Source organism: Arthrobacter sp. CAN_A1 (assembly GCF_015751665.1).
GTDB lineage: Bacteria > Actinomycetota > Actinomycetes > Actinomycetales > Micrococcaceae > Arthrobacter_D.
Genome location: NZ_JADOUR010000006.1, coordinates 95,763 through 107,716 on the forward strand (window position 1 = coordinate 95,763; position 11,954 = coordinate 107,716).

Below are 11,954 nucleotides of genomic sequence, written 5' to 3' on the forward strand. Positions count from 1 at the left end.
TACACAGTGAAAAAAGCTACCCCCGCCGCGCTCGCAACACTTTCGCTGGCCGCGACCCTGGGCCTCGGAGCCGGCCCAGCTCACGCAGGGGATTACTCAAGGCCCCTCCCCACACCGGGCAAAACCACTACCCTGGCCGATGGCCTGCTGTCGCCGTTGAGGATTGCCCTGGGGCACGGGAAATCGGTTGATGTCGCCCAGTCGTTTGGCGGCACGGTTGACCGGGTGAAGTCGAAAGGGTCCATCGAACAGCTCGATTCAATGCCGGGATATTTTGCCGGTTCGGTGTCTCGATTCGGCGGAACCACCTACTACACGATGACTGTCGGTGCTGGTGAGGGCGTACCGGAAGCCAACGAGTCCCTCCTGAAGTCCATCGACCGGAAAGGCAACATCAGGACCATTACCGATATCGCCGCCTACGAACGCGTTGCGAACCCCGATGGCGACACCATCTACGGGTTCCGCGACCTGGACGAGGAATGTCTGGCCGCTCAAGTCGATCTGGGCCCCTTCGCCAGATATTCCGGCGCCCAGGACTCCAACCCTTATGCCACTGTGGCGTTCGGCCGCCATGTCCTGGTGGCTGATGCTGGGGCCAACGCTATCTTCAAGGTGGACCAGAAGGGGAACGTGTCGACCGTCGCTGTACTCCCCGCGATTCCGCTGGAGGTCACCGCAGAGATTGCTGCGGCGCTCGGAATCGACCCCTGCGCGGTGGGCTCCACCTACTATCTTGAGCCGGTGCCAACCGACCTCGAGGTGGGGTGGAACGGCAAACTGTATGTGACGTCGCTGCCGGGCGGTCCCGAGGATCCATCCCTGGGTGCACGAGGCTCAGTGTTCGCCGTCAACGCGTGGAACGGGACAACACGGCAGGTAGCCACTGGTCTGACAACGCCCACCGGCGTGGCACTGGACAAACGGGGCAACCTCTATGTCGCCGAGTTGTTCGCCAACCGGATCTCGGTGGTCCCCCACGGTTCATCACAGGCCCAGCTGCTTCTTGAGGCGACCCTGCCGGGTGACGTCGAGCTCCGTGGGTCAACCCTGTACGCCACCACCGATGTGCTTCCCGGCGAGGGTACCCCTCCGGACGGGAAGATCATCAGGGTGAAGCTGAAGGGCGGCCATGGCTGGTACCAGTCGGGGGTCGACCCCACGGGCGACAAGGCCGATGCGAATCAGGACTAGCAACAGAAAGCAGGAGGGCGGGCCCGCAAATGCGGGCCCGCCCTCCTGGCGTCAGATGGTGCCTACTTTGAGGCGTCGCCGTCGTTCTCGGCGTCGTCCTCTTCCGGTTTGCGGTACGGATCCGCGTCGCCGGCGAACGTGGCACCCTGGGCGATTGCCGCTACCTCGGCGTCACGTTCACGCGCGGTCCGCAGCAGCTCTTCGAGGTGGCTCGCGTTGACCGGGATCTCGTCAGGGACAAATTCCAGGGTGGGCGTGAGCCGCGCGGTGATGTTCCGGCCGACCTCGGACCGCAGCACCCCGCGTGCTGATTCGAGTGCCGTGCGGGTGGCGGCCTGTTCGTCTGCGTCACCGAACACGGTGTAGTACAGAGTGGCGTGCTGGAGGTCGTTCGTCACCCGCGCATCGGTGATGGTCACTGCCTCAAGCCGTGGATCCTTGACCCGGCGACGCAACGCCTCGGCGACAATTACCTTAATCCGTTGTGCAAGCCGTGAGGCCCGTGCCGGATCTGCCATAGCTAACTCCTCTTGCCTAAACATTTATCAATAAGAATCGGGGACTTCAAGGACGCCGGCGAGGCGAAGGGGCGGGGCCGCCGGTAACGGCGGCACCCGCGCCCGCACCAAGGGCGGGGCCGCCGATAACGGCGGCACCCGCGCCCGCACCAAGGGCGGGGCCGCCGGAAAACGACGACACCCGCCCTGTCACTACCTAGACGCGCGGCTTCTCGCGCATCTCGTAGGTCTCGACAATGTCGCCTTCCTTGACGTCATTGAAGGACCCGAGGCCGATACCACATTCGAAGTCCGTGCGGACCTCGGTGGCGTCGTCCTTGAAGCGACGCAGGGACTCGACGGTGAGGTTGTCGCCGACAACCGTCCCGTCGCGGACCAGGCGTGCCTTGGAGTTCCTGCGGATAACACCGGAACGGACAATCGAACCGGCGATGTTGCCGAACTTGGAGGACCGGAAGACTTCCCGGATCTCTGCGGTGCCGAGCTGTGCCTCTTCGTACTCTGGCTTGAGCATGCCCTTGAGCGCTGCTTCAATGTCATCGATTGCTGCGTAGATGACCGAGTAGAAGCGCAGGTCGACGCCTTCGCGGTCGGCAAGGTCTGCCACCCGTTCGGCCGGCCGGACGTTGAACCCGATGATGATCGCGGAGTCCACGGTCGCCAGGTTGACGTCGTTCTGGGTGATGGCACCCACACCGCGGTGAATAACCCGCAGCGCGACGCCGTCGCCCACATCGATCTTGAGCAGCGAGTCTTCGAGCGCTTCAACAGCACCGGAGACGTCACCCTTGAGGATGAGGTTGAGGGTGTCAACCTTGCCTGCTGCGACTGCCTGATCGAAGTCCTCGAGGCTGATGCGCTTGCGGCGCTTCGCCAGGGCGGCGTTACGGTCGGCTGCCTCACGCTTCTCAGCGATCTGGCGGCCGGTCCGCTCGTCAGGCGTCACCAGGAAGGTGTCACCGGCGCGAGGCACCGTCGAGAGTCCGAGGACCTGGACGGGGCGGGACGGTCCGGCGATCATGACGTTGTCGCCGTCTTCGTTGAACATGGCACGGACGCGTCCGTGGGCCACACCGGCGACAATCGTGTCGCCGACGCGCAGCGTTCCCGACTGGACCAGAACCGTGGCAACCGCACCGCGGCCCTTATCGAGGTTCGCTTCGATGGCGATACCGCGGGCGTCCTTGTTCGGGTTGGCTCGCATGTCGAGTGCCGCATCAGCGGTCAACAGCACAGCTTCGAGGAGTTCGTCGATTCCTTCGCCCTTGAGCGCCGATACGTGGACGAACATGGTGTCGCCACCATATTCCTCGGGAACCAGACCGTACTCGGTGAGCTGACCCTTGACCTTGTCAGGGTTGGCGCCTTCCTTGTCGATCTTGTTCACTGCGACGACGATCGGCACGTTGGCGGCCTGCGCGTGGTTCAGCGCTTCAACCGTCTGCGGCATGACGCCGTCGTCGGCTGCGACAACCAGGACCGCGATGTCGGTGACCTTCGCACCACGGGCACGCATGGCGGTGAACGCCTCGTGACCGGGAGTATCGATGAAGGTGATGGCCCGTTCGGTGCCCTCGTGATCGTGGTCGATCTGGTAGGCACCGATGTGCTGGGTGATGCCGCCCGCTTCGCCTTCGACGACGTTGGACTTGCGGATCGCATCCAGCAGGCGGGTCTTACCATGGTCGACGTGACCCATGACGGTGACCACTGGAGGACGGGCCTCAAGCTCGGTGTCGCCTTCGGCTTCAAGCTCGGCGTCGAGGTCGATGTCGAAGTTCTCGAGCAGCTCGCGCTCCTCGTCCTCCGGGGACACGACCTGAATCTTGTAGCCAAGTTCGGTGCCGAGCACGTCGAAGGTGCCTTCGTCGAGTGACTGGGTTGCTGTCGCCATTTCACCGAGGTGGAACAGGACAGTGACCAGTGCCGCCGGGTTCGCATCTATCTTCTCGGCGAACTCGGCGAGTGAGGAGCCGCGACGCAGCCGGACGACGGTGTTACCGTCGCCGCGGGGTACGCTGACGCCGCCCAGGGACGGAGCTGACATCTGCTCCAGTTCCTGACGCTTGGCGCGCTTGGACTTGCGTTGCTTGCCGCGTCCTGCTCCACCCTTCCCGAAAGCACCGGCAGTGCCGCCGCGCCCGCGACCGCCCTTGCCGAAGCCGCCGCCTGCTGGAGCTCCGCCACCTGCGCCGGGAGCGCCACCTGGGGCACCACGGCCTGGTCCGCCACCTGGCCGGGCCGCTCCTCCGCGGCCCGGGGCCGCTGGGCGCTCGGTGCGGTTAGGCATCATCCCCGGTGTAGGGCGTGAACCTGCCGCACCGGATGCTGGACGGGGACCGCCCGGGCGGGCTGATCCCGCTGCGGGACGTGGTCCGCCAGCACCGGCTGCGGGACGTGGTCCGCCTGCGCCGGCAGCGGGGCGCTGCCCACGCTCGTCGTCGCGACGTCCTGGGCGAGGCATCCCCTGTGATGGTGCGAACGGGTTGTTGCCTGGACGGGGTCCGCCTGAGCGGTCACCTTCGCCGCGTCCCGAACGAGGCATCCCCTGTGATGGTGCGAACGGGTTGTTGCCTGGTCGCGGAGCGCCGGGGCGGGCTGCACCGGGGCGTGCGGCTGGTGTCTGTGCCTCGGCTGGCTTTGGTGCCGGCCGGGCGCCGGGCTTGGCTGCCGACGATTCTCCCTGCACTGCTGGTTCCGCTGCGGGAGCCTGAGGTGCCGCGGCTGCCGGTTCGGGAACCGAAGCCGGGGTTTCCTGGCGTTCCTTTTCAGGTGCCTTCGGCGCGGGGGCGGCCGGGGTAGCAGCCTTCGGTGACGCTGGAGTGGGAGCGTTGGGGGTGGACGCTGGGGTTGCTGCCGGTGCTGGTGCTGCCTTGGCCGGCGCTGGTTCAGCGGCTGGTTTGGCTGCAACTGGTGCATCCGGAAAAGCGCCGCGAAGTTTCTTCACGACGGGTGCCTCAATGGTTGATGAGGCGGAGCGGACAAATTCGCCCAGCTCCTGCAGTTTGGCTACTGCATCTTTTGAAGTAATTCCGAGCTCTTTGGCGAGCTCGTGTACGCGGACCTTAGCCACATTTCTCCTGTCTCGGTCCGCACCGAGTCAGGCACGAACCGTCTAATTCCTACTGCAGACCACAGCTGCCGGGGCAACTGAAAAGCCATTTGCAAAGCTCAACAGATTTTTCATCGTTGGGCACTCATCGCTGGGTACTCATCGGGAATCCATCAGTTTTCTGACCCGCTTTCAGGGAGGACGGTTTGTTTAGGGTGGCTTCGTAGCGAAGCTTCCTTGAGTGCCTGGAGCCGATCCTCAACATCACGAGGATCAACCTGACCCCGAAAGGCACGATTGAATGCACCGCGTTTGAGGGCCTGTTCCATGCACGCCGGCTGGGGGTGCAACCACGCACCTCTACCGGAGAGCCGGCGGCGATCGTCAATCACGACGGCGTTGGAGCCGTCCATCTTGTCTTTCACCAACCGCAGCAAAACAGCCTGGCCATCGCGCTTCCGGCAACCCACGCACGTTCTTATGGCGGTTTGTTGGGATGGCAATGACCTAAGCCTCTTCCATTCTAGCGCTTATCAGCAGGCAAGACCGCATCCGCGGTCCTCGCGGGTGTTCAGGCCTTGACTGCGTCGGACACAATGTCGATCCGCCAGCCGGTCAGCTTTGCTGCGAGGCGGGCGTTTTGGCCTTCCTTGCCGATGGCCAGCGACAACTGGTAGTCAGGGACAACGACGCGGGCTGACCTGGTGCTCTCGTCAGTGATCGTGACCGATGACACCCGTGATGGCGACAGCGAACTGGCGATGAAGGTGGCGGGGTCGTCGCTGTAGTCGACGATGTCGATTTTCTCGTCATTGAGCTCGGTCATGACCGCCCGCACGCGTGACCCCATTTCGCCGATGCACGCACCTTTGGCATTGACACCGGGTACCTGAGCCTTGACGGCAATCTTGGTGCGGTGTCCTGCTTCGCGGGCGAGCGCAACGATCTCGACTGTGTGGTCGGCGATCTCGGGTACTTCCAGTTCGAACAGTTTCCTGACGAGGCCCGGGTGGGACCGCGACAGCGTGATGGATGGGCCCTTCATGCCGCGGTGGACGTCGACGACGAATGCCCGCAGCCGTGTTCCGTGCAGGTACTTTTCGCCGGGAACCTGTTCGGGTGGTGGCAACAGCGCTTCGACCGATCCAAGGTTGACCTGAATCATGTGCGGGTTGGTGCCCTGCTGGATCATTCCGGCAACGAGTTCGCCCTCTTTTCCGCGGAACTCCCCCAGGATGTTGTCGTCCTCGGCGTCACGCAGACGCTGCAGGATGATCTGGCGGGCGGTGCTGGCCGCGATCCTGCCGAACCCGGTGGGGGTGTCATCGAACTCGCCGACCGGGGCGCCGTCGTCGTCGGTCTCGGTGGCCCAGATGGTGACGTGGCCGCTCTTGCGATCCAGTTCGGCACGCGCGGTGTCCTGCGACCCGGCAGTCTTGTGATAGGCCACCAGGAGCGCCTGCTCAATAGTGGGGATCAGGAGCTCCAGCGGAATTTCCCGTTCACGTTCAAGCAGCCTTAGCGCACTCATATCAATATCCATTTAGGCCTCCGAAGCTGGGTGTGTCGTGGTGGGGCGGGCATCGTCCTGGATGCCTTCGTCCCCGGTGTCATCAAGATGCGCAAACTCGACCTGCACTGTGCCCTTGCGGATGTCAGCGAATAGCAGAGTCAGGGGGTCACCCGTTTTGGGCTTCATCCCCTTTTTTACGGGTAGGTGGGGGGTCAGCCGGACGCCGTCGTCGGTGACTTCCAGGAGCCGGCCGGTCACGTCGTCGCCCTTCGACGGGCGAACCGTAACGAGCCGGCCCACGTTGCGCCGCCAGTGGCGGGGCTGGGTGAGGGGACGGGATACTCCCGGGGAGGAGACCTCGAGGCTGTAGGGACGCCCATGGTCGTGGGGATCGGCGTCCATGGCAAGCGAGACATCGTGGGCCACATCGGAGATCAGGTCCAGATTGACTGAACCGCTCTGATCCTCGGGAAGGTCGACTACCACGTTGACTACCCGCTCGGATCCGGCGGACTTGATCTCGACGGCCTCCAGAAAGAGTCCATGCCGCTCGACAGTGGGCAGCAGCAGTGCTGTGAGCCTGGCCGATTCGCCCAGGTCCTCGGCCTCGCGTGCCTGTTGCTGCAGCTTGCTTGCCGCAGGCGGACTGTCATTGCCCGGCCGAACCGCCATTGCTGCCTCCCACTCGATGATGTTGTAGCTCTAGGGTACCGACTTTCCGGCGTGGGCGGTGTATCGGACGCCGAACAGTCGGGGATCGTGACATCATCAGGAGTTGTGAAGGACTCTGCTGCCCCCCGGCGTTCCGGCTCCCCCGGCGCCGTGCGTACCGTCGCCCGACGGACCATCAGGACGCTTGCACTTCTCCTTGCCTTCACCCTCGTGATTGCCCTCGGATTGAACCTTGACGGCCCCCCGCCCGAGGGACCACCAGTCCTGACGCTGACCGAGGAGGCCCAACTGGCCGCCGAGGCCAGGGCGTCGGACCTTGCCGCCGCGGCAACGGTGCTTGCCGACATTGCGCCGTCGGCTGCCCCCGGGTCCGATCTGGGACCCGCCTACACCGAGGCTGCTGGCCTGCTGCAGACCCAGGCCGACGCCCTCAGACACCCGATCCTCTCCGCTCCAGTGCACACCGATCCACCCGCTGGCGGGGCGGATGGCCTGCCCTCCAGCGAACCATCCGACGGGTCTTCCGCCGGGGCCTCCCTCCCTGCGGAGCCAGCTCCCACACCGTCGGGGTTTGTGGCCGACCTGTTCAGCTCAGCCCAACAGAACCTCGACGCCGCGGTCACCGTCGAGCCGGGGATTGCGCGGCTCCTCGCGTCGGTGGGGACCAGTCAACGTCATCAGGCCCGCATACTGGCCAGGCTGCAGGACCTCGAAGTATTGCCGCCCGCTGAGCTACCGGCTGCCCCGGTGGAATCGCCGCCCGACTGCGCTGCTACCCCCGTGGACAGTGCAGAGACCGATTGGCTGGCTGAAGCGGTGGCAGCCGAGTACCAGTCGGCCTATGCGTATGAGGTCACTGCAGCGCGCGCACCCGACCCTGCATCCCTGCTGACGCTGGCCGGCCAGCACACGGCCGCGGCAGCGGAAGGCGAGGCACTGCTCGACACCGTTGTCTGCACCGCTAGTCCCCCACGCATCCCGGCGTTTGCCCTTGACCCCGGATTCGTAGCTGACCCGGCTGCGACGCTTGCCGGCCTCGAGACGAGCCTGGTCGGGATGTATGCCGATCTGGTGGGACTGACCGACGGTACAGCACGGCAGTGGGCGATCCAACGATTCGCCGCGGTCACTGATCACCGGCATTCGACCACCGACGTCGTTGAGGCGTTCCCCGGCATCACCGAATAGGGTCCCGAGCGGTAGTCACCCTGTCAGACAGTGTTCCTGAACCAGACCCACCAACCGCCGAGGAGTGAGCTCTGGTTCGGCGGGATCGGTGGGGCGGGCCGGTGAAGCCTAGACTTGGATTCGTGGACGTCCCCGGAATCGAGCTCCCCGCCGTGTTGATCGGCAATGCGCTGCGCCTTCCGGGCGGGCGCGGTTGGCTCACCCGGTGGCAGGACCTGGCTCAGACCCGGCTAAGAGAGTGGGATCTGACCCTTGACCTCCCCGGCGCGGCTGGCCCCTGGTTCGGCAGCGCAGCGGTGGTCCTTCCCGTACGGCGCGACGACGGCAGCCCCGCCGTGCTCAAAATTTCCGTCCCCCACGACGAAGCACTCCCCGAACCCGATGCGCTGGCGCTGTGGGCCGGTTGGGGTGCCGTGCGCCTGCTTGCGGCGGCCCGGGACGACTATGCGCTCTTGCTGGAACGGTTGGACGGCGATCGGTCCCTGTGCGGGATACCGCTGGATGAGACGGCCCCCGTCTGGGGCACCCTGGTGCGGTCCCTGTCCTTACGCCCGGCCACCGGCGATCTGTGGCGGGACATCCCATCGGTTGCTGCCCAGGCCGAAATGTGGACTGACACGATGCCCGCCGATTGGGACCGGCTGGGCAGGCCGTTCGACCGGTGGCTGCTCGAGTGCGCCCTTGAGGTCTGCCAGGTGCGTGGCGCGGTGGGGCGCCGGGCGGAACAGGATGTGCTGGTCCATTCCGACCTTCACTACTCCAACATTCTCCCCCGGCAGGAGTCCGGAGTGGCTGGACCAGCGGCTCACCGTTTCGTGGCGATCGACCCGAAACCGGTCATCGGAGATGCCGAGTTCGCCGTCGCACCCATGCTCTGGAACCGGATCGGCGACCTGTTTCCCGGGGACCCGGCCGGCCACCTTCGGGAAAGATGCTCCGATCTGGCGCTCGCCGCTGACCTTGACCCACTGCTGGCGCGCGACTGGTCAGTGGTCAGGGAGGTGCAGAACGCGCTCGCGGCAGTCGAATCAGGCGATCGGGACGATGCGCAGCGCTCGCTGTGGGTGGCCAGCACCCTGCTGCGGCGCACCCTGCCCGAGCTGCCGGCGCCAGCCGACCTGGTCATGCCCTAGCGATCTCCCGGACCGGGATCACAGGAGAGGCTGAATGTTCTCGGCCCACACGTCATACCCGAGCTTGGCGACCAGCGCTGACAGCACCACCAGGAAGACAATCCTGATGAACTTGCTGCCCTGGGTGATGGCCATCCGTGAGCCGAGATACCCACCGGCCATGTTGGCCAGGCCGAGCACCAGGCCCAGCCCCCACAGCAGCGAACCATTGGGGAGGAAGAACATCAGCGCCCCGAAATTGGTGGCCAGGTTCACGATTTTCGATTTCGCGCTGGCGTCCAGGAAGCTGTAGCCGAGCAGCGTCACCATGGCGATGATCAGGAAGGACCCGGTACCGGGCCCGATCAGCCCGTCGTAGAACCCGATCACCAGGCCGATTGCCGCGGCCGTTCCGTAGTGCCTCCTGCCGGTGTGGCGCAGCTTCGTCAGCGTCCCCACGGTAGGGCGGAACGCGGTGAACACGGCCACAGCGATCAACGCCACCACGATGATGGGCTTGAACACCGACGACGGGAGGGAGGTGGCGATGATGGCACCACCGAACCCACCCACGAGGGCGATACCCGCCATCGGCAACGCGGTCTTCAGATCCGGTTTCGCCCGTCGGTAATACGTGATGGCGCTGGTGGTGGTCCCAAAAAGGGACCCCATCTTGTTGGTCGCCAGCGCCTGTACCGGGGTGATCCCGGGGACCAGAAGCAGGGCGGGCAGCTGAAGCAGCCCGCCACCGCCCACTACTGCATCCACCCAGCCCGCAGCGAATCCCGCGACCACCACCAGGATGAGGGTGGCGAGCTGGATCTCCTCCAGCCCGGAGTACATCCCGTTCCGCTACTGGGTGACGAGCAGGCGGAGGTGTTCAACAACCTCGGCCACTGCAACGTTCTCGGCATCGCCACTGCGGCGATCCTTGACCTCCACCACGCCGTCGACCAGGCCACGCCCGACGACGACGACGGTCGGGACACCGATCAGCTCGGCGTCGCCGAACTTTACCCCCGGTGACACCTTCGGCCGGTCGTCATAGATGACTTCCAGTCCGGCCGCAGTGAGGTCCTCGGCGAGCTGGTTGGCTGCGGCGAAGATTTCCTCGCCCTTGCCGGTGGCGACCAGATGGATATCGGCTGGAGCCACGTTCCGTGGCCAGATGATGCCCTTGTCGTCCCGGTTGGATTCGGCGAGGGCTGCGATGGCGCGGGTTACCCCTACGCCGTAGGAGCCCATGGTGACGGTTGCGAGTTTGCCGTTCTGGTCGAGGACTTTCAGCCCCAACGCTTCAGCGTATTTCCTGCCAAGCTGGAAGATGTGGCCCATCTCGATGCCGCGGGCCGCCTTCAGGGGACCGGACCCGTCGGGTGCCTCGTCGCCGTCGCGCACCTCGACCGATTCGATGACCCCGTCCCAGGCGAAGTCGCGGGAGGCCACCAGGCCGAAGACGTGTTTGCCGGAGACGTTGGCTCCGGTGATCCAGGCGGTCCCCGAGACGACCCGCGGGTCCACCAGATAGGGAATCCCGGTTGACCCGTCGGCGCGGAGCACCGGAGCGTCGAGGCTCAGTCCCGGACCGATGTACCCCTTGACCAGGCCGGGGTGCTTCCTGAGGTCCTCTTCGGAGGCGGGCTCCACCATCACTTCGCCGCCGACCTCAAGGTGGGGTGCCAGGTTGGCTTCGATACGTTTCAGGTCGACGGTCCGGTCGCCCGGCAGCCCGATGATCACCAGGCGGCGTTCACCGGTGGGCAGGACCGCGGCGAGCACCACGTTCTTGAGGGTGTCAGCGGCGGTCCACTGACGATCGTCGCGTGCGAGGACCTCGTTTGCGTGGCTGACCAGGGTGTCGATGGTCGGGGTGTCAGGGGTGTCCTTGATCGCTGCCGGTGCAGCGCCGGTGAAGTCGATCTCCGCTGGCACGACCGTGGTGACTGCCTCGACGTTGGCGGTGTAGCCACCCTCGGAGGCAACAAACGTGTCTTCGCCGATTTCTGACGGGTGCAGGAACTCTTCGCTCTTGGATCCGCCCATCGCGCCAGCTGTGGCGGCAACGGGGACCACGGTCAGGCCGAGGCGCTCAAAGATCCGCAGGTAGGCACCGCGGTGCAGCTGGTAGCTGCGCTCCAGGCCGGCGTCGTCAATGTCGAAAGAGTACGAGTCCTTCATAATGAACTCGCGGCCGCGCAGCAGGCCAGCGCGGGGGCGTGCCTCATCGCGGTACTTCGACTGGATCTGGAACAGGCTCAGCGGGAGGTCCTTGTACGAGTTGTACAGGTCCTTCACCAGGAGGGTGAACATTTCCTCGTGGGTGGGTGCGAGCAAGTAGTCCGCGCCCTTGCGGTCCTGCAACCGGAAGATCCCATCGCCGTACTCAGTCCACCGGTTGGTTGCCTCGTAGGGCTCTTTGGGGAGCAGCGCGGGGAAGTGGACTTCCTGAGCACCGATGGCTGCCATTTCCTCGCGGATGATGGTCTCCACCTTGCCGAGCACCCGCAGCCCCAGCGGCAGCCAGGTGTATATCCCGGGCGCTGCCCTGCGGATATAGCCGGCCCGGACGAGGAGCCGGTGGCTGGCTACCTCGGCGTCGGAGGGGTCCTCGCGCAGGGTGCGCAGGAAAAGAGTGGAAAGTCGAAGGACCACGCGTTTGAATCCGTTTCTTCAGCACTGACTGCCTCGGCAGCTTAATCAGATAC

At 65.2% G+C, this 11,954-nt stretch carries 10 protein-coding genes; 3 read left to right on the forward strand and 7 right to left on the reverse strand.

The window, feature by feature from the left end; translation table 11 throughout:
• Positions 1 to 6 precede the first annotated feature (6 nt).
• Positions 7 to 1,194, forward strand: a complete 1,188-nt coding sequence (locus tag IWX62_RS08950) for a ScyD/ScyE family protein (RefSeq protein WP_196841053.1) — start codon at positions 7 to 9, stop codon at positions 1,192 to 1,194.
• A gap of 62 nt (positions 1,195 to 1,256) precedes the next feature.
• On the opposite strand, the gene rbfA is transcribed toward IWX62_RS08950, so the two are convergent.
• The 5 genes from rbfA to rimP form a co-directional block, all read right to left on the reverse strand.
• A complete protein-coding gene (rbfA, locus tag IWX62_RS08955; protein ID WP_196841054.1) occupies positions 1,257 to 1,712 on the reverse strand; it encodes a 30S ribosome-binding factor RbfA in 456 nt (151 codons plus the stop codon).
• Between the two features lie 196 nt (positions 1,713 to 1,908).
• Positions 1,909 to 4,785, reverse strand: coding sequence for a translation initiation factor IF-2 (gene infB, locus IWX62_RS08960; RefSeq protein WP_196841055.1), 2,877 nt, complete (start codon positions 4,783 to 4,785; stop codon positions 1,909 to 1,911).
• Between the two features lie 152 nt (positions 4,786 to 4,937).
• Positions 4,938 to 5,234 (reverse strand): YlxR family protein, encoded by a 297-nt coding sequence (locus IWX62_RS08965; RefSeq protein ID WP_333483316.1) that lies wholly within the window; start codon positions 5,232 to 5,234, stop codon positions 4,938 to 4,940.
• A 101-nt stretch (positions 5,235 to 5,335) separates the two neighbouring features.
• A complete protein-coding gene (gene nusA, locus IWX62_RS08970) occupies positions 5,336 to 6,307 on the reverse strand; it encodes a transcription termination factor NusA (protein WP_196841057.1) in 972 nt (323 codons plus the stop codon).
• On the reverse strand, positions 6,308 to 6,949 hold the full coding sequence (rimP, locus tag IWX62_RS08975; RefSeq protein WP_196841058.1) for a ribosome maturation factor RimP: 642 nt from the start codon (positions 6,947 to 6,949) through the stop codon (positions 6,308 to 6,310).
• A gap of 105 nt (positions 6,950 to 7,054) precedes the next feature.
• Between rimP and IWX62_RS08980 the strand changes: the two genes are divergently transcribed.
• Together IWX62_RS08980 and IWX62_RS08985 are read left to right on the forward strand one after the other, a co-directional pair.
• Positions 7,055 to 8,137, forward strand: a complete 1,083-nt coding sequence (locus IWX62_RS08980; protein ID WP_196841059.1) for a DUF4439 domain-containing protein — start codon at positions 7,055 to 7,057, stop codon at positions 8,135 to 8,137.
• Positions 8,138 to 8,259: 122 nt separating this feature from the next.
• Complete coding sequence (locus IWX62_RS08985) at positions 8,260 to 9,270, forward strand: aminoglycoside phosphotransferase family protein (protein WP_196841060.1); 1,011 nt, start codon at positions 8,260 to 8,262, stop codon at positions 9,268 to 9,270.
• A gap of 18 nt (positions 9,271 to 9,288) precedes the next feature.
• On the opposite strand, the gene IWX62_RS08990 is transcribed toward IWX62_RS08985, so the two are convergent.
• A complete protein-coding gene (locus IWX62_RS08990) occupies positions 9,289 to 10,092 on the reverse strand; it encodes a sulfite exporter TauE/SafE family protein (protein WP_196841061.1) in 804 nt (267 codons plus the stop codon).
• Between the two features lie 9 nt (positions 10,093 to 10,101).
• Positions 10,102 to 11,901, reverse strand: a complete 1,800-nt coding sequence (locus IWX62_RS08995) for a proline--tRNA ligase (RefSeq protein ID WP_196841062.1) — start codon at positions 11,899 to 11,901, stop codon at positions 10,102 to 10,104.
• Positions 11,902 to 11,954 lie beyond the last annotated feature (53 nt).